Genomic DNA, 24,465 nt, shown 5'->3' on the forward strand with positions numbered 1-24,465 from the left:
GTCGCCCAGAATTAGTACAGCTGCACACCAAGCAATCCATAAACCGCGTCCGCGATCAATCCCCCGTGGTCACCGGGTGCACCATCAATGATCTCAAGGGCCAGCGGCGTGTTCAGATCATCAGCCAAAGCAGCACGTAGCTTATCGACGACGCCCAGCGCCACCTCCTCACTCACCTCTGTGCCGAACGCCTCCCGCCACGCAGCGAGACGCTTAGCTGCGACGTCAAGGGCCTCATACGAGAAATCGCGATCCTGGCGGTAGTGGCCGGCAAACACAGCGAGGCGGATGGCGCCGGCCTCATGTCCCGCTTCGGTGAGCTTGTGCACGAAGACAAGGTTGCCCAGGGACTTGGACATCTTCACCCCGTTGAGGGCAATCATTCCTGTGTGCACGTAGTGCTCCGCCATGCGGTCCACACCATAAGCCGACTCAGCATGGGCGGCAGAGAACTCATGATGCGGGAAAGCCAGGTCCGAGCCACCCCCCTGGATGGCAAAGCTGCGCCCCAAACGGTTCGTCGCAATGGCTGAGCACTCGATGTGCCAACCCGGCCTTCCTGCGCCAAAAGGGGCATCCCATGATGGCTCGCCAGGACGATGACCGCGCCACAACAACGCATCGAGCGGGTCGCGCTTGCCCTCACGCTCCGGGTCCCCACCACGCTCGGCGAAGTACTCCTCCATCGTTGCGCGATCCAAATTGGATTCGTAACCGAACTGCTCAGTGGCGGTGATCGGGGCGTAGATATCGCCGTGGTCAAGTTGGTAGGCACTGCCTGCATCGAGAAGCATCTGCACCATCCCGATGACCTCGTCGACCGATTCCATCGCACCGATGTAATCGCGTGGCGGGATGACAGACAGAATCTCCATATCGCTGCGGAAAAGATCAATTTGGCTTGTGCCCAGCTCACGCCAATCCACGCCATCGCGCTCCGCACGCTCAAACAGCGGGTCATCCACATCCGTGATGTTCTGCACGTACGTCACATTGTGACCATTAGCCAGCAGTTGGCGGTACACCAGATCAAAAGCCAGGTAGGTGGCCGCGTGACCTAGATGCGTCGAATCGTAGGGAGTAATGCCGCAGACGTACATTCCCACTTCCCCATCGCGGACGTGAACCTCCTTGACCTGCTGATCAGCAGTATCAAAGAGGGACAAAGGGACTGGCCCACCAGCAACGGTAGGCACTACGGGAGTTGGCCAAGAACGCATGGTGGCCAGCCTACAAGCCCATGTAGATTCGCGTGTCCAGTGGGGGCGCTAGAGTCACCTGCATGAAGAAGCGCTCCGTGATTACCGCGTTTACCACCGCGATTGCCCTCACCGCATCCACCATCCCAGCAATGGCTACAGAGCCCAGCACTGCACCTTCCTGCCCGTCGGTACACATCGTCGTGGTCTCCGGAGCGCATGAATCAACCACGGCAGACTCACCGCAAGACATCCGCGGTTTTGCACATGGTGTTAATTTCGCTGCTGAACTACAAGACGCGTACCCAGGAACCGTGAGTGCCTGGCAGCTGCCCTATCCATCCACTGTGACCGCGATGGGCTCCGCATTGGACAATCGCACCCTCGCGGAACGTGACAAGGGCTATCTCCCTTACGGAGCGTCCCGTGCGGAAGGCGTGCGCCTGACTGCGGAACACATGTCAGAATTTGTGAGCCGGTGCCCTGACGTGCAGTTCATTCTCGCCGGGTACTCGCAGGGCGCTTCTGTCATCGGTGACGCTGTTGCTGCTGCTGGACGTGGCGCGGTCCCAGGGGTCACTGCCGATGCAATCCTCGGCGCATACCTTCTTGCGGATCCGGGACGCTCTCGGACCACCAATGAGGAAGTACTATTGCAGGACGGCACGCGGGGACTCCGCAGCGCCACCGGAGAAATCCTCGTCCCCGTCGACCAAGGCCTACCACCCGCTACCTACGACGGGCTCACTGGGCCTCGTGCAGCTGGCTCCTTTTCTCCCTTTGGGGACCGAGTCCTGTCTTTCTGCCACCCCCTTGACTCCGCCTGTGCAACTGCATCTCACCGTCTTCCACAAAACCTAGGGAAAACGCTCAATGAGTGGGAAGATACGCCCGATCACACGTTGGCGGCGAAGGACGCTATGTCAGACCCCAAAGTGCTCGGTGCCCTTTTCCTCGTTAGTCTGCCACTACTCATTCTCACGTCACTCGGGTTCTACTCCCCCATCCCGAAACTCATCGATTCAGTTGCAGGCCTGATTAGTCTCAACGCTGCGCAGAGGGCTGCTGTACGCGCAGTGGCCAGCGAAATTACCCTGATCGGACACGTGACCAATACGTACCACCAAGCGCAGTCTTCGAACACGGGGCCTGCTGTCACACCTTTCGACCCCGAAGTAGACAAACTGTCCACTGACGGCGGGAGCTCCCAGTCCTCCCGCTTAAGCAGTGTTGCCGTGACTCAGATGCTCAAAGGACACCACCATGTGCACTATTTCACGGAAGACCCTACAGGTTCGAACAATTCCAGCCAGGATGGCACTGGGCCGTACACGGTGGGTGGGAAAGTCGTCGATAAGTGGATGCGCGATGATATGGAGGCGAGGATTATTGGGGGGGCTAGAGCACAGCCCCTCCTGAAGCATCCATGACCCCGGTAGCCAGCAAAATCATCACAATGATGCCCAGCGGGATGCGATACGCAGCGAACCAGGCGAAGGAATGGTGGGACACGAACTTGAGCAGCCACGCGATCGACGCGTACCCCAACGCAAACGCGATGACGGAGCCCACGAGGAGCTGACCGCCTGATGCGGCTTGACCGGCTTGGGGGGCGAAGGCGTCGGGAAGCGAAAAGAGCCCTGATGCGAGGACAGCCGGGATGGCGAGCAGGAAGCTGAAACGCGTGGCCACCTCACGGTCCAGACCACGGAAGAGACCACCCGAAATTGTGCCACCTGAGCGCGAGACACCCGGGATGAGCGCGAGGCACTGCCACAAACCCATAGCAACGGCATCCTTCATGGTCAGTTCCTCATACCCGCGTGTCTTCTTGCCCACTCGCTCCGCGAATATGAACACGAACGAAAACAGGATGAGCACCGCGGCGGTGATCCACAGATTGCGGAAGTTCTCACGAATCAGGTCCTTGAGCAGCAGACCCGCAACCGCGACGGGGATCGTGCCCACGATGACCATCCACCCCATCCGGTAATCAAAGCCACGCTTCTCCGGATTGAACAAGCCAGCGAACCACCCCGTGAGAATCTGCCAAATCTCCTTGGCAAAGAACACGAGAACAGCAAGCTCAGTTCCCAACTGAATGACCGCAGTGAAACTGGCGCCCGCATCTTGCCCCCAAAACAACTCGGACACAATACGCAGGTGACCGGAGGAAGAGACAGGCAGAAACTCCGTGAGTCCCTGCACGATCGACAAAACAACCACCTGGGCCCACGACATGGCTTCAGGGGCGGCTAATGCTGGTGCACTGAAATCCATCACGGTGGACACCCTACAACCGCGAACCGTCAACGCTGGCATGGCGCGGCGTGACCAAACAAGGTTGATAGGCTTAACCGCGTGAAAACTCTCCGTCTTGTGCCCCTTGCCGCGACATGTCTGCTTCTTGCCGGGTGCTCCCCAGCAGTGCAGGACAAAACCGAACAAGCGCTGAACATGGGTAACGCCGAACCCGCTCAATCCCCTGCCTCCACGGCGCCGGATGGAGAGATCATCCCGGCGCCCGCGATCGCGGATATTGATGCGACCGGGGACATCTTGGGCGTGCGCCTGGCAGACGCATTGCAGGTCGGCGACCTGGCGGCTTTCCGCTCTGGCACGGTGCAGTCGATCGGCGTGGATGCTTCTGTCGGCGACATCTCCGCGAATGCGGGGCGCTTTGCCGTCGTCTGCACAGAAAGCAACACGGTGGAGCTTATCGACGCTTCCACGGGCCACTCCTCCACCCGCATTCCCGTCGGAGACGACATCACGGTGGCTGCCCCCTTGACCTCGGACAGCATCGTTGCCGGCTCTGACTCCGTTGAACGCGTGTGGGTGTACTCCAAGGACGGCATGGAGAAGGCCACGTTCAAAGTGGCGCGGCCCTCTGATCACATCCTTGCGCAATCGCTTGATGGTGAGGACCGAGTCGTGCGCGTGAATCGCTTTGACACCACGATCCAGGACCTTCACGTGTCTGAAGGCAACCAGGGCGGCACGCTGCGCGTTGGCCTTGGCGTGGGCAAGGTAGCTTTTGCTGAAGATGGTGTGGTCCTCGCGGCTGACGCCACTGGCGACAGGTTGTTCATCTACACCACCGATGAGGTCGTGCGCCTGCACCAAATGGTTCCCACGGACGGCCGCCCCTGGGCTGTCGCTTGGGACAGCAAGCGGAAGCTCGCGTGGGTAACCTCCACCGCCGATAACACCGTCGTTGGCTACGACATCTCCCAAGGCGTACCCCTAGAGAAAATGCGTTTTAACACCGTGGCCGCACCACAAAGCCTTGCCGTGGTGGACAACGGCACGCTGATCATTGGGTCCGCCACCGGTGACGGCCTCCAAGTAATCAACCCTGACAGCGCGGACAAGGAGTAACCGTCATGCGACCATACGACCTCTTGCTTAAGGCAATGTTCCTGCTCCCCCCAGAGCGCATCCACGGCATCTTGAGCACAGTGTTTAGCGGTGTGAGCCGCTCCCGCATTGTCAGCGATGGACTGAGCCGCATCCTGCCCCACCGCGACCCTGTACTTTCGCAAGAGGTCTTCGGTGTGCAGTTTCCGGCTCCACTGGGCCTGGCCGCCGGCTTTGACAAGAACGCCACAGCCATCAACGCGTGGTCTGCTCTCGGCTTCGGCTACGCCGAGATGGGCACCGTCACCCCGAAAGGTCAACCTGGCAACCCAGCCCCGCGCCTCTTCCGTTTACCCGCGGACAAAGCAATTCTCAACCGCATGGGGTTCAATAATTCAGGTGCTCTCACCGTTGCCAGCAACTTAAAGCAACGTCGCCCCGGCAACGTGGTGGGCATCAACATTGGCAAGAACAAAACAGCTACTGACGCTGTGGCCGACTACCGCTCCGGCGCAAGCCTGCTCGGCCCACTCGCGGACTACTTGGTGGTCAATGTCTCCTCCCCGAACACCCCTGGTCTGCGCGATTTGCAAGCCATTGAAGAGCTGCGTCCAATTCTGTCCGCGGTCAAAGACGCCACGGACACCCCCGTTCTAGTCAAGATCGCCCCCGATCTAAGCGACGAGGACATCGATGCCGTGGCGGACTTAGCCATTGAACTTGGCCTCGACGGCATCGTGGCCACGAACACCACCATCAGCCGGGACGGCCTGAAAACCGATCCCGCTGAGGTCAAAGCCATGGGCGCTGGTGGCATCTCTGGCGCCCCTGTCCAGGCCCGTTCATTGGACGTACTCAAGCGCCTGCATACCCGTGTGGGCGACCAGATTGTGCTCATCAGCGTGGGAGGCATCTCCACACCGCAGCAAGCCTGGGAACGCATCACCAATGGTGCAAGCCTCTTGCAGGGATACACACCGTTTATTTACGGCGGCATCGGATGGATCAGCGGCATCCACCGCGGCTTGGCCAGCCAAGTCCGAGGACACGGGCTGTCAAACATTAGCGAAGCCGTGGGAAGCGGCTTGGCATGGAAGAACTAACCCAACCAGTACTGGGCTAGGACCCACTATTAGGCGATGGAACGACGCAGCACCAGCGCGCACAGCACCGCTGCACCTGCCCACAGCACCAACCAATAAGTCTGTGTGACAAACAGCGCCGTGTCCGGAATGAACAGCGACACGATAATCATCACGGTCGCCGCCAACTGCGCGACAAAGCGGGTGCGGGTACCTTTGCCGTCTGGCGAAATAACCACGAACGCCCCGAAGAGGAGCGCAGCGATACAGATCAACACCGTTGCCGGAGTGAATGTGAACAAGGCGTTACCTGTGAAGAATGCGATAACAGCCAAAATCACCAAAACTACGGCAAGGGCGATAAATGCCCCGCCAGCACGCATCTGAATCGGAACCATTGTGCAGATACTACCTGGCGAGGCACCACAACACGGTCAGGTTGATGCCGCGTTTGCCTAGTTTTCGTCCCAGCCCCAGATAATCGCGCGACCGAGCGAATGGAAATTCAGGTTGAAACCAAGCTGTGTCGGGTTGGCAATACCATCAGCAGGCAGGACCGTATCCACAGCGTGCACCGCAAACAAGTAACGATGCGGGCCGTGGCCTGCAGGCGGATTAGAGCCGTAGTACCCCTTGATACCGGAGCAACCGGTCAACACAACGGCACCCACGCCGAGACCATCCTTGGATCCGGCATCAGCTGGAAGCTCCGTAACATCAACGGGAATGTTATACGCAGCCCAGTGCCAGAAACCCGAAGCGGTCGGCGCATCCGGGTCAAAACACGTGATAGCAATACTCTTCGTGCCTTCCGGAAGATCAGACCACGACAACTGCGGGGAGACACCCTCATCGCCCCGCTGGGCGACGGGAAGCTGCTCCCCTTCCACCAAATCAGATGAGGAAACGGGGAATGCCGGCACGTCAACGAGTGGCTCGTACGGGTCAGGGCCTGGGAAGCGATCAGATACATATGAAGCAGTCATGGTTCCTTTGTACCGATGAACTGACTCGCTGGCTACGAATTGAGCAAATAACACTCGCAGGATTCATAGTTTGTAATGCCGATTTGGCGGACTCATGCGCAACGTCCTATAGTTCTACGAGTGCCCAGCCTCCAAGGCTGACAACACCCAAAGCCCGGGTGGCGGAATGGCAGACGCGCTAGCTTGAGGTGCTAGTGTCCTATTAACGGACGTGGGGGTTCAAGTCCCCCTCCGGGCACGGCCCAACACCCTTCCGAAGCGATTCGGAGGGGTGTTCTGCATTCTTCCAAACGACAGTTGGGGCCAGCTGGTTGATTCCGCTTCAAGTGTCTGAAACTTTTTTGGCTTTGGCGGGAACCCGATCCGTTCACGCTGGTTATGTGGCTTCTTTACGTGATCGGGTGTGCGCTTTAGCGCTCGCCCCCTGTGGATAGTTTTTGGGTTATCCACAGGCTTTTTGGCCCCTATCTGCACGTTTTTGGTTTTCGGTTTAGTGTGCGTGGCATGAACACTTTTGCAGCACTAGTTACGGGTTTAACCAACCCGATCGAGACCCTGGCATCCTTTGATGCCCAGGTCCTCCTCGACGCTGGCTGCAAACCCACCCTTGTACGCGAATGGACCAAAGTTCACAAGGTCTACTACGGGCCCACCAAGTTCACCCGCAAACAAGCCAACGCGATCACAGTGGCACGCTCGACGAAGAAGTCCTTGGATCAGCTTGCCTACATCGAATCCCGCCTCGTGGAGATCAACAATCCCCACGAGAAATGGCGGCTGCGCCTAGCGTTGCTGTCCATTCCCGGGAACTACGACACACTCAAACGTCGTGCAAAAGACATCGTCCCCGAGGTAGACACACCTGCCCCGAAACCAACAATCCGGTTTGGTCGCTCACGTAAACAGTCCCGCCCCATGAACGTCATGGGCCCAGAACACGACATGGCAGCCATCGAGTACGCACTACGCCAAAAAATCACTGGTGATGGGCCGACCGGGCCACAGATGTACGAAGCATTCATGACCATCCTGGGTCTTCGCCCCGACACTGTGGGCGAGACTCCAGCTCGGATTGCTCCTGCTGTTCCCCGCCCCTTGATCCTGATCCCACTAGAAGAACACATCAAGATCATCCGTGGTGTTGGCGATGACATCATCCTGGGGCTGACCGACGGCACCACCATGACAGGTGCGGAATACTTGGCCCAGAATTTTGGGGACGTACTCGAAGTAGCGGTATTCCACCCACAAGCTGGTGCGGTCAACCTGTATGACACGCAACGGTTTGCCAACCAGAAACAACGCGACCTAGCCAGAGCGTTGTCACCAACGTGTCCAGTACCGGATTGCCGGCATGCGGCGGATAACTGTCAGGTCCACCACATCAAAGCCTGGTCACAGGGTGGGTTAACCAACATTGACAACCTGGCCATGCTGTGCCGGTATCACAACCGCACCAACGACGATGACCCCACCAGATCCCACTACGGCAGAGTGGAGAACATCCGGGGCGCACCCATATGGAGATCACAAAACGGACACCTCATCCCCAACACCATCCACCCCTACGGAGCCATGACACTCCTGTACGGGCGGTAACCCACCAAGTAGCCGGCATGCCCGGCCATTTGGTGTGCCTAGAAAAGATTGGTTTGACTATCGCAAATCACGCACGGCAAAACCGCAGGTCGCGGATCGGCGCAAAGCACGATAGTCAAACCAGCCCAACCACGCCAAGGCCCCAGCAGCGAGGAAAAGCTGACCTTGGACAGCGTGGTGCTGGACCCCAAAGTCCATCGCTTCCCCACTCAAGCTGCGGCCTTGTGTAGGTCCGACCACGACGTTTTTCACACCAAGCACAAAGGCAGCAAGCATCACCAGACTCACAACTGCTTGGACGATCATGCCCATCAAAAAGCAGCTTCTAACCCCCACTTTCAGCACGGGATACAAGAGCATAAGGATGATGTTCGAGGACAGCACCATTAGCACCGCAAAGGTAGCGCAGGCGAAGGGTAACCCCAGGAAGGTCAGTCCGAACACCGCAGCGAGTTCACTCAACACCAGGGCAAAATCAGGTTCTTCTTCCGCAGCAAAAGCGCCACCGCGATGAACACCAGGCCTGCCATGAACAATATGGACGGGAGGGCTTTCGGGCCTTCGCAGACCATCGTGTGTCCCGTCGAGTTTGGCCCCAGGGTACCTGCGGGGGAAGATGTTGCCGTGAGTCTTCGTCCATCAAGCACCCGCAACAAAACTCTTCTCGTCATCGTTGCGGCCGCGCTTTTCATCGCCGCGTGGATGCTTATCGACGTCCCCTCCCTCCCCCAACTCCGCTCCTGGTCCGACACAACCGGCGCATGGTTCCCCGTGGTCTTCTGGCTCGCGTACGTGGCCATCACCCAGTTCCCTATCCCCCGCACTCTGCTGACGGTCTCTGCGGGGATCCTATTCGGTGCGGTCAAAGGCGTACTGTTGGCTCTCACGGCGACGACGGTGTCCGCGGTGATCTCCCTGCTCCTCGTGCGCTTCCTACTTCGAGAATGGGTCGAACCCCGACTTACGCACCCGTCGGTTCAGCGCATCAACCAACGTCTGGAGCAGCGCGGCTGGTTGGCAGTCACGAGTCTGCGCATGATTGCTGGGATCCCGTTTTCCATCATGAATTACGCCGCGGCGCTCACCCGCGTACCCGTCGTGCCGTTCGCCATCGCCACTTTTATCGGCTCAGCACCAGGCACGATACTGGTCACTATGTTCGGGGATACTCTCACCGACCGCCCCGACTCCACCTTCGTTGCCATCATGGTGATACTCGCGGTTGTTGGGTGCACGGGCTTGCTTATCGACGCCACAACACCCCTCCGTCAAGTCCCTACCGTAGACAACCCTTCTTAGGGTCTACACTGTTCCCCATGATTGCCGTCCACGCTCGCTACCGAGGCCACGATTCTCGTCGTGCCGATTTGGTGAAACGTTCCGCCGAAGCACTGTCCACCCTTGACGGCGTCGGGCGCTTCGAGGTTGTGGGCGTGGAAGATATTCGCGCGCACGTTGATGATGCGGAGGCAGCATGCATGCTCGGGATGGCGTTGCTATCTGATGGCAATTGGGCCATCGGCATCGGCATCACACGCAAAGGCCCCGCCATCTACGCCGCAACGGATGCGGTTGGGGTGAAGGCGGGGGCTGTGGGGGTTGTCGTCGAAAAGCAACAACCCGGCACTGATGCGGCAGACATTGCTTCGGCTTTTGCTCTGCTCGGTCATGTGCTGGCCAAGCGCACGGTTGAGGGCCGCGAGGCAACAGCACTTGTCCGCTCCGGACTCAATCAAAACGAAGCGGCAGCACAGCTCGGTATTTCCAAACAGGCAATGAGCCAACGCCTGCAAGCAGCCGGATGGCAAGCCGAGCAAGCGGGATGGCAGCTAGCCGTGAACTTGATGTCTAGAGCTGCCGGGGATACTCAGTAGACGGCTGCTCCCAGCCAGACTGCTCAAAGTTAGGCTGCTCCTGGCTCGGCGGCTGGTAGCTCTGCACCTCTTGGGGTTCCTCGAGAGCACCATCAACCGGCTTGTTGGCCACGGCGCGAGCCTCAGCCACAGCCTTAGCAATCTCCGGGTCGGAGGACATTTCGAACCACTGGTCCGTGTCATCCTGGGAGGCGATCTCCTGAGCCTGCGGATCAACCTGGCCCGGCTCGTAGCGGAAGACACCGTCATCGTCCTTCTTAGCAAACGCCTTGGCAAAGCTCTCCAGCGAATCACCGAACTGGGACGGGATCATCCACATCGAAGAGCCATTGCCCTCGGCGATCTTGGGCAACTTCTCCATGTACTGGTAGGCCAGCAGCTCTGGCGTGACGCCGGACGACTTGATCGCTGCGTTGACCTTCTGGATCGCGCGGGCCTCACCCTGTGCCTCCAGGAACTTCGCGGCGCGCTCACCTTCCGCGCGCAAGATCGCTGCCTGGCGCTCAGCTTCAGCCGCGAGAATCGACGCATGCTTCTCACCCTCAGCGGCCAGGATGCGCGCCTGCTTCTCACCCTCAGCAGTCTTAATGTCAGACTCACGGCGACCCTCAGCGGTGAGGATCATCGCGCGCTTCTCACGGTCTGCCTTCATCTGCATCTCCATCGACTGCTGGATCGATGGTGGCGGATCAATTGCCTTGAGCTCAACTCGGCTGATGCGTAGGCCCCACTTGGCTGTTGCAGCATCGAGCTCACCGCGCAGCCGGCGATTAATCGTCTCGCGCGAGGTCAGGGTTTCTTCCAGGGTCATACCACCCACGACGTCACGGAGAGTTGCGGTAGAAATCTGCTCCACACCAACGATGTAGTTATCCACGCCGTAGATTGCGCGGGCCGGATCGTTGATCTGGAAGGTCACCACCGTATCGATGGCCACCGTCAAGTTATCCTGCGTAATCACAGCTTGCGGTGGGAAGGACACAACACGTTCACGCGTATCCACACGCTCACGCACCCTATCGACGAATGGAACCAGCAACGTGATTCCCCCGGACACGGTGCGCGTGTAGCGCCCCAACCTCTCAATAACCGCTGCTTCACCCTGCGGGATCAGCGCAATAGCGCGGAAGATCACCGAGATAATAAAGATGAAGAGGACAACTAGAAAAATAGTTGCTGCCATAGCTAGTCCTTCCAAACGACTGCAATGATTCCGTCAATGTCGGCGACCGTCACATGATCCCCCTCAGGAATAGTGTGGGCAGGATCCACCGCACGGGCAGACCAGATCGAGCCATCCAGGCGAACTTGCCCGCTGGTCGGTGTGATGTCCTCCACCACAACTGCGCCTTTGCCAACAAGAGCTTTCGGCGAGGTGTCCAACTTGCTGGGGGTCAAATAACGGCGGTGCAAAAATGGGCGCAAGAACAAGATGAGGGCTGCAGAGGAGACGCCGAAAATAACCAATTCGGCCCAAACGGGCAGCCCCAGCAAAGATGCCCCCGATGTCACCAGTGCACCACTAGCGAGCATGAGAAAAGTAAATTCGCCGACCGCAAGCTCAAGGCCAGCGAGTCCTAGCGCTCCTATTAGCCAAATAATTGCACCCACGGAAGTAACTCTACCGGCTACAGATCGTGCTTGCTCAGATCTGGGTTCGTAACAAAATCCACGAGGCGTTCTACTGCCCCGATGAGCGTATGGTCTACATCCCGGAAGGATTCCACCGCGTTGTACACACGGCTCCAGCCTTCCCGCGGATCAGACCATCCCAAACGTTGGCAGATGCCTGTCTTCCAGTCCTCCCCCTTTGGCACCTCGGGCCACGCTCGCATCCCCAGCCGTTCTGGTTTCACTGCCGCCCAAATATCCACGTAGGGGTGGCCGGTAACCAACACGTGAGGCCCGACACCTTCAACAAGACGCGATTCCTTCGTCCCTTCGATGAGGTGATCGGCCAGCACACCAATGCGACGGCCGGGCCCCGGCTGGAATTCCGCGAGTCGCTCCGGAAGGTTGTCCAGCCCTTCGAGATATTCCACGACCACGCCTTCAACCCTCAAGTCATGGCCCCAAATCTTTTCGACGATCGCCGCATCATGCACACCCTCCACCCAAATCCGCGACGGCATGGCCACCTTCGCCCGCACATTTTCAACCTTGCGGGAACCCGAATTCGATTTCTGTTGCACGGGCGCAGCGACCGGGCGCCTCAATGTCACCCGCTGGCCCTCCACCAGAAACGCCCCAGGCAATAGCTTGAACAGGCGCTGCACGCCTCGACGGTCCTCTAGGCGAACAAAATCTCCGTCGTATGTCCTCTCGCAGCCAATGACCGCGCCGACGAAGTCATCGCCGAACACTTCCGCAACAATGTCACGTGTCGCCGACACTTCCGGGAAGGTGCGGGGTTGGTTACGTGCATGGCCTGCAAAGATATCGCCTGAGTACGGGTCCGTTGATCTCATAGTGGGCCACAGCGTATCCGATATACTCCCCCAAATGAGTACGCGCGCCGAAGTCTTCTCCCCACTCCAGAACACTGCCGTGTGGCTATCCGCGTGGTTGTGCGGGCACGAATCTACGGACAATGTCATCTCGGCACTGCATGACCTTGGCGCCCCGCATGTTTACCAGGACGAAGCCTTAACGACGCTCCTCCGAGACATCCGCGAAGCCACCAACCTCGATGTAGAAGGCCCTGCGGTCAGACTCATTCTGTCGGGCCCCGGTCAACCCCCAGAACTGCCCGCCGGCTCCCCCGCGGCTATGGCGCTCAACGAAGCCGGACAAGCTGCCCTCGCCCTTCGTGGCTATGACGGTGTCACGCATGTACTGCTCCCGCACTACACCCCCGAGGGAACCACGTGGCGCTGGTTTGAGGAACACAAGCGTCTACCAGAACCCGCTTGGCTCAGCCCCGGTGAGGCCGATGCGTTGCTCTCCCAAGCAACGACAGAAGCCGCCGAGCTCATTCGAGCTACCGGCGGCACCCGTTCAGATCTGCCCGATCCCCGACTCACGGTTGGTTCTCTCGCCGATTTCTACGACACACCCGGTCTGCCAAGCTCCATCACCCCGCGGGCCGCCAAGCTGTTCGCTCGGACGGACCGGGTGGCGGCGGTGATTGAGGTGGTCGTCGATAAGCTTGGCGATCACTCCTTCGACCCCCAACTCTTCAGCCTTTGGCGCCACATCCGTACAGCGCGCATGGCTGGAGTTGCTGATGCGGTGCTGAATTGCCAGCAGACTAGCTAACGCAGCAATCCGGTTTACAAGGCGCACCGTTACGCGTGCAGCCCTGCACGGTGACTGTCGAGAGTGTCTCAGGCACACTGCGGGCGGCAGTTTTCTCCACAAGGTCAAGGATCAGGTTGGCAAACTCCGGCTCCAACCCGACAGTTGCGGTACGCGTGAGTGTCATACCGCGCTCCTCACAAGCCTCTTTGAGTTCCGTGTCGAGGTCCCACACAACCTCCATGTGATCCGTGATGAAGCCGACAGGGACACAAATGATGTGTTTAATCGAAGGATCTGACGCATGAAGTTCTTCGGTACGGTCCACTACATCCGGATCAAGCCACGGTGTCGCGGGATTACCGGACCGTGACTGCCACACGACCTCATAGGAAGGCACGCCCGCCGCTTCAGCAATGAGGCGGGAGGCTTCCTCTACCTGGCGCGAATAAAGATTTGAATCCTTGGATCCGCCAGACGCATCATCAGCTGCGTTGGGCACTGAGTGAGCAGCGAAGAGTACACGGGTAGAGTCCTGATCAGCTGACTCCCAAGCCTCGCGCACATGATCAGCCATGAGCTTGACGAAGATCGGATGACCGTAGAACTGCCACAGCTTGGTGAACTCAATATCACCGTGGGAGTCACGGAGCTTCGTGATGTCCTCATCGTACTGACGGCACGCAGAATAGCCACCCCACGCGGAAGTAGCGAACACTGCCACCTTACGGTGACCGTCCGCCTTGATCTTCTCCGCAGCCTCTTGTGCGAAAGGGTGCCAATTACGGTTACCGAAATAGACCGGCAAAGACTCCCCGCGACGCGCGATCTCCGCCTCTACATTGCTGATGATCGTGCGATTCTGATCATTAATCGGGCTCACACCTCCGAAGTGGAAATAGTGTTCACCGACAGCCGCAAGACGTTCGCGCGGTATACCCCGACCTCTCGTTACGTTCTCTAGAAATGGAATAACCTCGTCCTCCCCTTCGGGGCCACCGAAAGAAAGAACGAGGAGTGCATCAAAATCACTAAACGACATGGACGCTAGTCTAGATCAACCGTGACTACCCCGATGGCTGATTGTGCTAAATGAGTCGGACCGCATACGGTGCCATACCGCTCTGGCGCACCGCAGTCTTCTGCACGTTCATACCGGTCTGTGGCGCTTCGAGCATCTGACCGTTACCCAGGTAAATAGCCACGTGACGGCTACCCCCATCACCCCAGAACAACAGGTCGCCGCGCTCAGCCTGTGCCACCGGGATCTTCTCACCACGCTGGTACTGATAACCGGTGTAATGCGGAAGCGAAATCCCCACACCGGCAAAGGCGTACAAGACTAGGCCAGAGCAGTCGAAGCCAAGCTGACCCGTGCGCGGAGTCCGGCCGTCACTAATGCCCGCAGTCGGACCATTCGCGTCACCACCACCCCACACGTAGGGGGTACCAATCTGAGACTCCGCACGCGCAATAACAGCCTCAATCTGCTGCTGACGGTTGCCATCAGCCACCGTCAAGGAAGAATCCTCGCGAATTTCTTCCGTCACTGCCGAGCTATCCTTCACCTCCGGAAGCACTTCCGCCACAGATTCCTCGACAGCGTCATTCGTAGACTCGCTTCCCGAGGTCGCCGCAATCTCCCCCGTCGCCCCATTCCCATACGGGTCCTCAAAGGTGGAGTGGTCAGCCTGAGATTTGCCCACAGCCTCAGCCAACGCATCCATTGCGGCGGTCACGGTGTCCTGTTGGGGTGTGTCCGTGGTCGCCGTTGCCTCAGTGCTGGGTTCAACACTCGGGGTGGTTTCGGACACTTCCTGCTGTGCCGGGGTCTCTACAGCAGATGTCTCTGGCGATGGATCAGCTGGTGCTGCTGGAGTCTCAGTCTCAGCCGGCACCGGAGATTCCTCTGGGACATCAGCGGTCTCAGACGGCTCCGGGGTGGTGTCCGCGAGCGGGTGATCTGGACGCAGCTCCGCCAATTCGCTCTGAGCGTTGGCGAGATCTGCCGAAGCCGTATCACGGGCGGCGAGCTTATTTGAAAGCTCGTTCATCGCGTTATCCAGCGTCCCTCGGGCGTCGGACTCGGCTTGGGTTGCTTGGCGCTCGCGATCGTCGGCAAGCCTGCTCGCTTGACGCAAGGTGGACTCATCATTTGCGGCGATGGTGCGATTGCGCACCAATTCCTCGAGTGCACCACGCTTCTCATCGGACTCACGGCGCAGGTAAGTCTGACGGTCCAGCGAATCTTTCCGTGCATCTCCCGAGCCCAACTGGGCCGGAGAAGCAGAATTCTGCGCGCGGTACGAAGAGCGGGATACCGCATCCAACTCTTCTTGCGCACGATCAACGTCGGCCTGTGATGCATTAAGGCGTTCCTTCGCCTCCTGAGCACCCTGGCGAGCCTGCTCGGCCAAAGACTGAGCATCGTGCAGATCGACGAGCGCCTGGTTCACCGCTTCCTGCAACCCACCAAGCTCAAGGTTGATGCGATTGATATCAGCCTCAAAGCCAGTGATGTCAGAAACGAGTGCAGTAATCGGGGACTCTTGCGCCACCGATGTCGCACTGCTCATCACGGACAGCGACACAGCGCAGGCCGTTGCAGGCAAGAGCATCCGGAGGCAACGTTGCGACCGGGAACCAAACTGCACAGAACGATTAGAACGGACTGTGAAAACCACGGAGGTATTCCTCTCACCGCACTAGCTCAGCGCGTGCGGCAGCACAAACTAAGCCCGGCCCTCCGGCCGACGTACGGACTTTAGAACGATCACGGATGTGAGCCCGCGGGTAATCGTCCGTACCTCAAACTTGACCGCAACACGAGTTCGCCCCGTCGCCAACAAATACAGCGACGGAGACGAGCTCAATTCTTGGCGTGCTTCCCCACATGCCCGAATTGATTCAAACCTCCCACCGGCCAGGGGCCAGAGTTCAGTTTTGCGTTATTCAAAAAATGTTACGAGTGCGTTAGAAGTAACAGCTATCAGCCCGCGAGCTGACATAGAAACCATAGGTCACTTCAGATGTCTGGTGCATATCCTTTACCAATTTTCACATTGGTCAAGCCAAATCACATGACTGTTACTTTTGGGCACGCTGGGACTTTAACGGCATGGCAAACACGTGTGATCTCAATCACATCAATGGGTTTATCGCGTAACACGCGTTAACACGAAGCACTTTGATGGACAGTTACCCGGCCCGGCGTGTCGCGTAAGTCTAGGCGTGACGCTTGACCGACATACGCGTAATGAGGGCCGCCCCTGCGATAACGACCGCCACAATCGCGCCAATAACGCCCCACTGCGGTTCCCCGTTGCTCGCCACATCTTGCGCGAAGGCGTCTACCCCAAGCGCATAGTCTGGCTCACGGATCAAGGCGAACTCAGCCTTTTCAATCTGTGCGCGCGTCAATTCGTTGCTCACTGCAGCGGTCGCATCAGGGGCGCGGACGATGACGGTGGTGGCCTGGGTGGCGTCGAGAAGCTCTTGGGCGAGATCACGCAGCGCGCCCGGGCCCGCCCCCACCGTTTCCAGCACGACATAACCAAAAGGCCCGGCTTCCTGCGAACTAGCGTCATTGACCGCCCGCAACAACTCCGGCTCGATAACAAGATTCATCGGGTTATCCGTCTCAAACGCAACCCAATCATCCGCAAGCTGGGCAGTCAAAGAAGCCTTATCGACGTTCACAGGAGCCATACCGGCAAAGGTTAGCGTTCTTTCCCCCTGCTTTCCGGAGGCGCGCAGGACAACGCAGCAGGTGGCACCGAGACCCCCGATGTGAGGGGTTTTCCGATGACGGGGTAGCTAAAAGTTCCATAGAAAGCCGTTAGGTGAGCCATATTACCGACTTTCAAGGTCGAGTGCCCTAGGATGTGCTGGTAGGGACCCCTATGGGTCGCAACACCCAGATTCTAAGTTTGACAACGAGAAACGGAGCTCACGTGTCTGAGAGCAAGAACTCCTTTAACGCGAAGAAGACTCTCGAGGTCGGCGGTAAGTCCTACGACTACTACGCCCTCGACGCAGTCGAAGGTATGGAGAAACTCCCCTACTCCCTGAAGGTGCTGGGCGAGAACCTGCTGCGCACCGAAGATGGCAAGAACGTCACCGAGGAGCACATCAAGGCGATTGCTAACTGGGATCCGTCGGCAGAGCCGTCCATTGAGATCCAGTTCACCCCGGCACGCGTCCTCATGCAGGACTTCACCGGTGTGCCCTGTGTGGTTGACCTCGCCACCATGCGCGAGGCTGTCTCCTCCCTCGGCGGTAACCCGGACCAGGTTAACCCGCTGAACCCGGCTGAGATGGTCATTGACCACTCCGTGATCATCGAGGCGTTCGGCTCCGAGAGCGCTCTGGATAAGAACGTTGAGATTGAGTACGAGCGCAACGAGGAGCGCTACCAGTTCCTGCGCTGGGGTGCAGAGAACTTCTCCAACTTCCGCGTCGTCCCGCCGGGAACCGGCATTGTCCACCAGGTGAACATCGAGTACCTGTCCCGCGTTGTCTTTGACAACGACGGTGTTGCGTACCCGGATACCTGTATTGGTACGGACTCCCACACCACCATGGAGAACGGTCTGGGCATCCTGGGCTGGGGTGTCGGTGGCATCGAGGCTGAGGCAGCAATGCTCGGCCAGCCGGTGTCCATGCTCATCCCGCGCGTCGTCGGCTTCAAGCTCACCGGTGAGATCCCGGTCGGCGTGACCGCTACCGACGTGGTGCTGACCGTCACCGAGATGCTGCGTGACCACGGTGTGGTTCAGAAGTTCGTCGAGTTCTACGGCGATGGTGTCAAGGAGATTCCGCTGGCAAACCGCGCCACCATCGGCAACATGTCTCCGGAGTTTGGCTCCACCTGTGCGATCTTCCCGATCGACGAGGAGACCATCAACTACCTGCACCTCACCGGCCGCGACCAGGAGACCATCGACCGCGTCGAGGCTTACGCCAAGGCTCAGGGCATGTGGCTCGAGCAGGGTGCAAAGGAAGCCGAGTACTCCGAGTACCTCGAGCTCGACCTGTCCACCGTCAAGCCGTCCATCGCTGGCCCGAAGCGCCCACAGGACCGCATCTTGCTCGCAGAGTCCAAGGAAACCTTCCGCAAGCAGCTGCCGGACTACAACACTGCTGGCGACGGCCACGCAGAGCCGGTACGCGCCGAGAAGGTTGAGACCGTTTCCTACAACGAGTCCTGGCCGGCAAACGGCGAGTCCGCTGCTGATGGCTCTGAGGGCCGTGCTTCCAAGCCGGTCATCGTCGAGTCCCCGCAGGGTGGCGAGTACACCCTCGACCACGGCATGGTTGCTATCGCCGCCATCACTTCCTGCACCAACACCTCCAACCCGTCCGTCATGGTCGGTGCGGCACTGCTGGCACGCAAGGCTGCTGAGAAGGGCCTGAAGGCCAAGCCATGGGTGAAGACCATTATGGCTCCGGGCTCCCAGGTCGTCGACGGTTACTACAACCGTGCTGACCTGTGGAAGGACCTGGAGGCTGTCGGCTTCTACCTCTCCGGCTTCGGCTGCGCTTCCTGCATTGGTAACTCCGGCCCGCTGCCGAACGAGATCTCCGCTGCGATCAACGAGTACGACCTGACCGCAACCGCAGTCCTGTCCGGTAACCGTAACTTCGAGGGACGCATCTCCCCCGATGTGAAGATGAACTACCTGGCATCCCCGCTGCTGGTTATCGCGTACTCCATCGCCGGCACCATGGACTTCGACTTCGAGACCCAGCCGCTTGGCCAGGACGCTGACGGCAACGACGTCTTCCTGAAGGACGTGTGGCCGTCCGCTGACGAGATCGAGGGTGTCATCGCTGACACCATCTCCCGTGAGATGTACGAGAAGGACTACGCTGACGTCTTCAAGGGCGACAAGCAGTGGCAGGAACTCGACATCCCGCAGGGCAAGACCTTCTCCTGGAACGAGGACTCCACCTACATCCGCAAGGCACCGTACTTCGACGGTATGCCGGAGCAGCCGGAGGCTGTTCAGGACATTACAGGCGCACGCGTGCTGGCAAAGCTGGGCGACTCCGTGACCACGGACCATATCTCCCCTGCTTCCTCCATCAAGCCGGGCACCCCGGCTGCGAACTACCTGGATGCAAACGGTGTGGCTCGCCACGACTACAACTCCTTCGGCTCCCGTCGTGGTAACCACGAAGTCATGGTCCGCGGTACCTTCGCCAACATCCGCCTGCGCAACCAGCTGGTGGAAGAGGCCGGCGGTTACACCCGCGACTTCACCCAGGAAGGCGCACCGCAGGCGTTCATCTACGACGCTGCTCAGAACTACGCCGAGAAGAACATCCCGCTGGTCGTCCTGGCTGGCAAGGAGTACGGCACCGGTTCCTCCCGTGACTGGGCTGCGAAGGGCACCAACCTGCTCGGCGTCCGCGCTGTCATTACCGAGTCCTTCGAGCGTATTCACCGCTCGAACCTGATCGGTATGGGTGTTCTGCCGTTGCAGTTCCCGGAGGGTGAGACCCACGCTTCCCTTGGCCTGGACGGCACCGAAACCTTCGACATCACCGGCATCACCGCCTTCAACGAGGGCGACACCATTCCGGAGACTGTCCACGTCACCGCCACGAAGGACGGCGGCGAGAAGGTTGAGTTCGACGCCAAGGTTCGCGTGGATACACCTGGTGAGGCTGAGTACTACCGCCACGGTGGCATTCTGCAGTACGTTCTGCGCCAGATGGTCAAGAACTAAGCTGCATAGCTAAAGGCCGGTTCCCCTTGTGGGAGCCGGCTTTTCGCTTATCTACGTTCCCCCACTTACAATCCCCTTTTATGCCCAAACTGCTTTTCCTGTCTTTGCGCAACGGCCCCATTGGCCCTGCGGTGTCCCACGCTGAATACCACGACACGTTGCGTGCAACCGGTTTGAGCACTGATGACATCGAGCTGCGCTCCATCCCCGACGAGACGACGACGGTGGGCAGCCTCGACGGCATCAATGGCATCTTTGTGGGTGGCAGCTCCTTGAACATCACCAATGAGGAGTATTCGCCGTGGCAGAAGCATATTCATGAGATCCTCGCTGAACTGGCGGAGGGTGACATTCCCGTTTTCTTCGTCTGTTACGGCATTAGCTGGCTCACTCACCACTTGGGTGGACAGGTGGGGCATTCCCATCCGGAGAACTCGGGCCCGACAATCGTGAGCGCATTGCCTGCCGCGGAGGAGGATCCGCTCATGGCTGGCCTGCCCAAGCTTTTCACCGCGTTGACAGGCCACACGGAAAACCCACTGGCCTCCCCCGAGGGCGCAACGTTGCTCGCGGAAGGCCCTTCGTGCCCCGTGCAGATTCTGCGTTACCGCGATCGCGTGTGGGCCACGCAGTTCCACGCGGAGATGGACGCCCCCGCAATGAAGACGCGCATGGATTTCTATTACGACTACGGCTACTTCCCGCAGGACGAGTACGACAACATCGTCGCTGCCCTCCCCAGCGTGGATACCACGGCGGCGAACGCGCTCGTGAAGCGTTTCGCGGAATTCTGCCTAGAGCGCTAACTCCCGCGCTGGGGTGTCCCCGTCCTCGAAGTCGAAAGGATTCGCCGGCATCGCCTCCCGTCCAACGGCCTCCACAATCACCTGCGCGACGAGCTCACGCGACGTGGTCGAATCCGCGCCCGTGTGCTCATCGACAGCTCGCCCGCCACGTGAGCGCTCCATGGTCAACCTCGTTGGCCCCAAGATGATGTAGTCGAGCTCCGACGCCAACAGGCGCTTATCGACGGCCTTCTTCGCCTCCACATACGCATACCAGCTACTTCCGTCATCCTCCGCCGTCGCCTGAGCGGCACCCGCATAGGACACCATGACCAGGCGCGGTGCGAACTCCCCCAATTCCTCCAGCGCATCGATCAGGCGCAGCGCGGCGTCCCTATCCACCGCATACGTTCGCTCCGGGTCTCCTCCGCCGGCACCAGCGGACCACACCACCACATCAAACGGTGTGACAAGACGCGCCCACTCCTCCGTGTCCAGGTGGGTGAGGTCGGTGACGATGGCGGTGGCGGAGGCGTCGATAAGCTGCTGCGCATGCGAAGGGTTGCGCACGAGGCCGGCGACCTTGTGCCCCTCCGCGACGAGCAGCGGCACGCTCAACCGGCTGACCTTTCCGCCAGCGCCAATGACGAGAACGAACTGAGTGAACTCTAATTCCATGCCATCCACGCTAGCGAAAAATGAGGACGCCGAAGGGGGAGCGCAGCGCTCCAAAAGGGTGACGTTCATTCAACACCGGATAGCCTCGGGGCGACACCCAGATCGGCGCACCCCGGATCGGTTCGACGCGCCCGCGGGCCTGCCGCCACGGATCATCGTCATTGACCCGATTGTGATAGCGGCACAGTGGCACCAAATTCGACAGGTTAGTCTCTCCCCCGTGCTTCCAGGCCGTCATGTGGTGGAGTTCGCACGCATCTGCGCCGTGCCGGCAGCCAGGCACCGGACACGTAGGCGTCACGGCCCGCGCTAAGTCGCGCTGCTTCTGGTTAGCCAAGCGCTGCCCGCGGTACAGGTTCACCGCGCCTTCCTGCGGGTGGAACAAACCGACTTCCAAGTCAGCACCGTGGAACGCAGCGAGGAACTCCGCACCAGTCATTGTGGTGCCGTCCGTGAGACCGAGGATCGTCTCATCCCCCTCATGGCGCACAATGCGGATGTGCTCCGGCAACGGCACCAGCACCAACGGGCGCGGCACGGCTCGCGTAACACCACCACCGGACTCCATTAGCTTCCTAAACGCCTCAAACAACTGTGGGCCCCGCGGCCGGGAAGGATCAATGTCCTGACTCATCGCGTGCTCCAGGTCAGCCATGAAGCGCTCCGGCCCCGTCACCATCATTGTGCGCTTGGTACTGCGTGACCCAGTGAAGCTGACCCCATCTGCCGGCGGAGGCGGCTCCACGGCTGGCACGATCTCCTTCGCGCGCCGACGCACGGTTTCATAATTGCCCCGCACGTCCAGCAGGGTGTGGCGGAGGCGCCAGCGCTCCAAGGGATCGGTAATAAGCTTCGTGCTCTCTTCGATCAGGATCAGAGTGTCCATGGACACACGGTTCGCGCGGGCCTTAGCCACGCCCACCCTCTGCTGCCGCTTCAACCTCGTCGACCCGAAGTACACCTCGTGCACCTTGGCCCAGTCGCGCACGCGTTTCGGCTGCACCCCGGCGTCAAACGCCGCCTGGCGGTCAAAGCCCGCCAAGGTGTCCACCCCAGCGGCGACAGCGCCGAGGAACTCTCCGAAACCATTCATGTCTGCCACCCTGACACGGCCACCAACGGCTGTAAAGGGCCACCTCAAAAACCTGTGGATAACTCCAGAACCAGCGAAAGTTATCCACAGATTCCGGCAAACCGCGCGCGCCTGCTGCCCCGCTGTCGTAGACTGGCGGTTTGGGGTCTAGCATGGGAAACCATGTACGCGATCATCACCACAACCGGCCCGGACCGGACCGGCATCATCGCCGGAGTCGCTCAGGCTGCGGCGGACCACAACATCAACATCGTCGACCTGTCGCAGACGCTCATGAGTGATTTCTTCACCATGATCATGCGCGTTGCACTGCCGGAAGAAGGCTTTGACATTGCCGCGCTGCAGGACACGCTCACTACGGTGGGCGCAGACCTTGGCGTGGACATCCGCGTCCAGAGCGAGGCCCTGTTCACCGCGATGAATGAGATCTAGCACGATGGGCAACGAACTTAACTTCAAGTCTGCCAGCATTATCGACGTCATCTCGATGATCGAGGACTACCGCCTGGACATCCGCACCGTCACCATGGGTATTTCGCTCATTGGCTGCACGCGCTCCACGATGGCTGCCACTGCGCAGGCTGTCTACGACCGGGTGACCACGCGCGCCGCACGGCTTGTCGACGTCTGCCAGGACATCGAACGCGAACTCGGCATCCCCATCGTGAACAAGCGTGTCTCTGTCTCCCCGATCGCGCTTGTCGCAGCGGGAGTTGAGGGCAACCCGGCTGACATCGCCCACGCCCTCGATAAAGCCGCCCGCGAGCTTGGCGTGAACTTCATCGGCGGGTACTCCGCGCTCGTGGAAAAGGGCGCGACGGAAGCCGACGAGCGCCTCATCACCTCCATCCCGGAAGCCCTGTCCGACACAGAGTTCGTTTGCGGTTCCGTCAACGTCGCGTCTTCCCGCGCCGGCGTCAACATGGACGCAGTGAAAATCATGGGTGAGGTGGTGAAGGAGGCGGCAGAGTTGACGGCGGAGAGGTCGTCGATAAGCTGCGCGAAGCTCGTTGTTTTCGCGAACGCTGTGGGTGACAACCCCTTCATGGCTGGTGCTTTCCACGGTATTGAGGAGCCGGATACCGTGATTTCAGTCGGTGTCTCCGGCCCGGGCGTGGTGGATCGTGCGATCACGCCGTTGAAGGGCAAGTCTCTCAATGAGGTTGCCGAGGAGATCAAGAAGGCCGCGTTTAAGATCACGCGCGCGGGCCAGCTCGTGGGCACACTCGCAGCGCAGCGGCTCGGTGTGCCGTTCGGCATCGTTGATCTTTCGCTCGCCCCGACAGCCGAGGTCGGCGATTCTGTCGCGCACATCCTCGAGCACATGGGGCTAAACCAAGTGGGCACGCACGGCACTACTGCCGCGCTTGCATTGCTTAACGACGCCGTCAAGAAAGGCGGCATGATGGCCTGCTCCCGCGTCGGCGGTCTATCCGGCTCCTTCATCCCCGTGTCGGAGGATCAGGGCATGATCGACGCGGTGCGCTCCGGTTCGATCACCATGGACAAGCTCGAAGCGATGACGTCGATTTGTTCGGTGGGTTTCGACATGATCGCCATCCCCGGCGACACCACCGCCGCGACCATCTCCGGCATGATCGCTGATGAAGCCGCCATTGGCGTGATGAACCACAAGACCACCGCCACTCGCCTCATTCCTGTGCCGGGTACGAAACCTGGCGACGAGGTCAACTTCGGTGGCCTCCTCGGCTATGCGCCGGTGATCCCCGTGAACCAGGTGAGCAACGCGCCGTTCATCGAGCGTGGCGGCTTCATCCCCGCCCCGGTTCACGGCTTCCGCAACTAGCTCTTGACCCTCACGTGGCGTCATAGTTCAG

Annotated in this window: 24 protein-coding genes and 1 tRNA gene; 12 read left to right on the forward strand and 13 right to left on the reverse strand. The window is 59.7% G+C overall.

Features of this window, described 5'->3' with window-relative positions:
• Nucleotides 1–11: 11 nt before the first annotated feature.
• On the reverse strand, nucleotides 12–1,220 hold the full coding sequence (mshC, locus tag QP994_RS02105; RefSeq protein ID WP_284865205.1) for a cysteine--1-D-myo-inosityl 2-amino-2-deoxy-alpha-D-glucopyranoside ligase: 1,209 nt from the start codon (nucleotides 1,218–1,220) through the stop codon (nucleotides 12–14).
• 62 nt (nucleotides 1,221–1,282) lie between these two features.
• Here mshC and QP994_RS02110 point away from each other — a divergent pair, with 62 nt between their 5' ends.
• Nucleotides 1,283–2,629 (forward strand): cutinase family protein, encoded by a 1,347-nt coding sequence (locus QP994_RS02110; protein ID WP_284865207.1) that lies wholly within the window; start codon nucleotides 1,283–1,285, stop codon nucleotides 2,627–2,629.
• On the opposite strand, the gene QP994_RS02115 is transcribed toward QP994_RS02110, so the two are convergent.
• A complete protein-coding gene (locus QP994_RS02115; protein ID WP_284856366.1) occupies nucleotides 2,598–3,440 on the reverse strand; it encodes an undecaprenyl-diphosphate phosphatase in 843 nt (280 codons plus the stop codon). The genes QP994_RS02110 and QP994_RS02115 overlap by 32 nt on opposite strands.
• Nucleotides 3,441–3,560: 120 nt before the next feature.
• On the opposite strand from QP994_RS02115, the gene QP994_RS02120 reads away from it, so the two are divergent.
• The gene (locus tag QP994_RS02120; RefSeq protein WP_284865208.1) at nucleotides 3,561–4,580 is read left to right on the forward strand and encodes a WD40 repeat domain-containing protein; all 1,020 of its coding nucleotides are present in this window, start codon (nucleotides 3,561–3,563) and stop codon (nucleotides 4,578–4,580) included.
• A gap of 5 nt (nucleotides 4,581–4,585) precedes the next feature.
• Nucleotides 4,586–5,662, forward strand: coding sequence for a quinone-dependent dihydroorotate dehydrogenase (locus QP994_RS02125; RefSeq protein ID WP_284865210.1), 1,077 nt, complete (start codon nucleotides 4,586–4,588; stop codon nucleotides 5,660–5,662).
• Nucleotides 5,663–5,691: 29 nt separating this feature from the next.
• Here the strand turns inward: QP994_RS02125 and QP994_RS02130 are convergent, their stop codons facing one another.
• Together QP994_RS02130 and QP994_RS02135 are read right to left on the reverse strand one after the other, a co-directional pair.
• Nucleotides 5,692–6,039, reverse strand: a complete 348-nt coding sequence (locus tag QP994_RS02130; protein WP_284865211.1) for a hypothetical protein — start codon at nucleotides 6,037–6,039, stop codon at nucleotides 5,692–5,694.
• A gap of 57 nt (nucleotides 6,040–6,096) precedes the next feature.
• Nucleotides 6,097–6,627 carry a YbhB/YbcL family Raf kinase inhibitor-like protein gene (locus tag QP994_RS02135; protein ID WP_284865212.1) on the reverse strand — a complete coding sequence of 177 codons (531 nt, stop codon included), beginning with the start codon at nucleotides 6,625–6,627 and terminating at the stop codon, nucleotides 6,097–6,099.
• A gap of 152 nt (nucleotides 6,628–6,779) precedes the next feature.
• On the opposite strand from QP994_RS02135, the gene QP994_RS02140 reads away from it, so the two are divergent.
• Nucleotides 6,780–6,865: transfer RNA gene (locus QP994_RS02140), tRNA-Leu, on the forward strand.
• A gap of 266 nt (nucleotides 6,866–7,131) precedes the next feature.
• Nucleotides 7,132–8,226 (forward strand): HNH endonuclease signature motif containing protein, encoded by a 1,095-nt coding sequence (locus QP994_RS02145; RefSeq protein WP_284865213.1) that lies wholly within the window; start codon nucleotides 7,132–7,134, stop codon nucleotides 8,224–8,226.
• Between the two features lie 57 nt (nucleotides 8,227–8,283).
• Here QP994_RS02145 and QP994_RS02150 read toward each other — a convergent pair whose 3' ends face one another.
• Complete coding sequence (locus QP994_RS02150; protein ID WP_284865214.1) at nucleotides 8,284–8,670, reverse strand: hypothetical protein; 387 nt, start codon at nucleotides 8,668–8,670, stop codon at nucleotides 8,284–8,286.
• A gap of 258 nt (nucleotides 8,671–8,928) precedes the next feature.
• Here QP994_RS02150 and QP994_RS02155 point away from each other — a divergent pair, with 258 nt between their 5' ends.
• Nucleotides 8,929–9,525, forward strand: a complete 597-nt coding sequence (locus QP994_RS02155) for a TVP38/TMEM64 family protein (protein WP_284865295.1) — start codon at nucleotides 8,929–8,931, stop codon at nucleotides 9,523–9,525.
• Nucleotides 9,526–9,542: 17 nt separating this feature from the next.
• Nucleotides 9,543–10,100 (forward strand): MarR family transcriptional regulator, encoded by a 558-nt coding sequence (locus QP994_RS02160; RefSeq protein ID WP_284855542.1) that lies wholly within the window; start codon nucleotides 9,543–9,545, stop codon nucleotides 10,098–10,100.
• Here the strand turns inward: QP994_RS02160 and QP994_RS02165 are convergent.
• From QP994_RS02165 to QP994_RS02175, 3 genes are read right to left on the reverse strand one after another with little or no spacing between them, the layout of a single operon-like run.
• Complete coding sequence (locus tag QP994_RS02165) at nucleotides 10,075–11,283, reverse strand: SPFH domain-containing protein (protein WP_284855543.1); 1,209 nt, start codon at nucleotides 11,281–11,283, stop codon at nucleotides 10,075–10,077. The two genes, QP994_RS02160 and QP994_RS02165, sit on opposite strands and share 26 nt — an antisense overlap.
• A gap of 2 nt (nucleotides 11,284–11,285) precedes the next feature.
• Nucleotides 11,286–11,711: an NfeD family protein gene (locus QP994_RS02170; protein WP_284855544.1), complete on the reverse strand. Its 426-nt coding sequence runs from the start codon at nucleotides 11,709–11,711 to the stop codon at nucleotides 11,286–11,288.
• Between the two features lie 17 nt (nucleotides 11,712–11,728).
• Complete coding sequence (locus QP994_RS02175; RefSeq protein ID WP_284855545.1) at nucleotides 11,729–12,568, reverse strand: DUF3097 domain-containing protein; 840 nt, start codon at nucleotides 12,566–12,568, stop codon at nucleotides 11,729–11,731.
• Nucleotides 12,569–12,602: 34 nt separating this feature from the next.
• Here QP994_RS02175 and QP994_RS02180 point away from each other — a divergent pair, with 34 nt between their 5' ends.
• Nucleotides 12,603–13,358: an Rv1486c family protein gene (locus tag QP994_RS02180; RefSeq protein ID WP_284865215.1), complete on the forward strand. Its 756-nt coding sequence runs from the start codon at nucleotides 12,603–12,605 to the stop codon at nucleotides 13,356–13,358.
• Here the strand turns inward: QP994_RS02180 and QP994_RS02185 are convergent.
• From QP994_RS02185 to QP994_RS02195, 3 genes are all read right to left on the reverse strand, one after another.
• Complete coding sequence (locus tag QP994_RS02185) at nucleotides 13,351–14,379, reverse strand: ferrochelatase (protein WP_284865216.1); 1,029 nt, start codon at nucleotides 14,377–14,379, stop codon at nucleotides 13,351–13,353. The two genes, QP994_RS02180 and QP994_RS02185, sit on opposite strands and share 8 nt — an antisense overlap.
• A 46-nt stretch (nucleotides 14,380–14,425) precedes the next feature.
• Entirely contained in the window at nucleotides 14,426–15,955 is a 1,530-nt protein-coding gene (locus tag QP994_RS02190) for a DIP1281 family NlpC/P60 protein (protein WP_284865217.1), read from the reverse strand.
• 607 nt (nucleotides 15,956–16,562) lie between these two features.
• Entirely contained in the window at nucleotides 16,563–17,045 is a 483-nt protein-coding gene (locus tag QP994_RS02195) for an Rv1476 family membrane protein (RefSeq protein WP_284865218.1), read from the reverse strand.
• Between the two features lie 245 nt (nucleotides 17,046–17,290).
• Between QP994_RS02195 and acnA the strand changes: the two genes are divergently transcribed.
• Nucleotides 17,291–20,071: an aconitate hydratase AcnA gene (acnA, locus tag QP994_RS02200; RefSeq protein WP_284865219.1), complete on the forward strand. Its 2,781-nt coding sequence runs from the start codon at nucleotides 17,291–17,293 to the stop codon at nucleotides 20,069–20,071.
• A gap of 80 nt (nucleotides 20,072–20,151) precedes the next feature.
• Nucleotides 20,152–20,877, forward strand: a complete 726-nt coding sequence (locus QP994_RS02205; protein WP_284865220.1) for a glutamine amidotransferase-related protein — start codon at nucleotides 20,152–20,154, stop codon at nucleotides 20,875–20,877.
• On the opposite strand, the gene QP994_RS02210 is transcribed toward QP994_RS02205, so the two are convergent.
• Nucleotides 20,866–21,534, reverse strand: a complete 669-nt coding sequence (locus QP994_RS02210; protein WP_284855551.1) for an NAD(P)H-binding protein — start codon at nucleotides 21,532–21,534, stop codon at nucleotides 20,866–20,868. The two genes, QP994_RS02205 and QP994_RS02210, sit on opposite strands and share 12 nt — an antisense overlap.
• Before the next feature lie 10 nt (nucleotides 21,535–21,544).
• Nucleotides 21,545–22,627 carry an HNH endonuclease signature motif containing protein gene (locus tag QP994_RS02215; protein WP_284865221.1) on the reverse strand — a complete coding sequence of 361 codons (1,083 nt, stop codon included), beginning with the start codon at nucleotides 22,625–22,627 and terminating at the stop codon, nucleotides 21,545–21,547.
• Between the two features lie 162 nt (nucleotides 22,628–22,789).
• Here QP994_RS02215 and QP994_RS02220 point away from each other — a divergent pair, with 162 nt between their 5' ends.
• A complete protein-coding gene (locus QP994_RS02220; protein ID WP_284855553.1) occupies nucleotides 22,790–23,059 on the forward strand; it encodes an ACT domain-containing protein in 270 nt (89 codons plus the stop codon).
• 4 nt (nucleotides 23,060–23,063) lie between these two features.
• Nucleotides 23,064–24,434: a PFL family protein gene (locus tag QP994_RS02225; protein ID WP_284865296.1), complete on the forward strand. Its 1,371-nt coding sequence runs from the start codon at nucleotides 23,064–23,066 to the stop codon at nucleotides 24,432–24,434.
• Nucleotides 24,435–24,465 lie beyond the last annotated feature (31 nt).

Source organism: Corynebacterium sp. MSK044, from assembly GCF_030232825.1.
In the GTDB taxonomy this organism is placed as follows: domain Bacteria; phylum Actinomycetota; class Actinomycetes; order Mycobacteriales; family Mycobacteriaceae; genus Corynebacterium.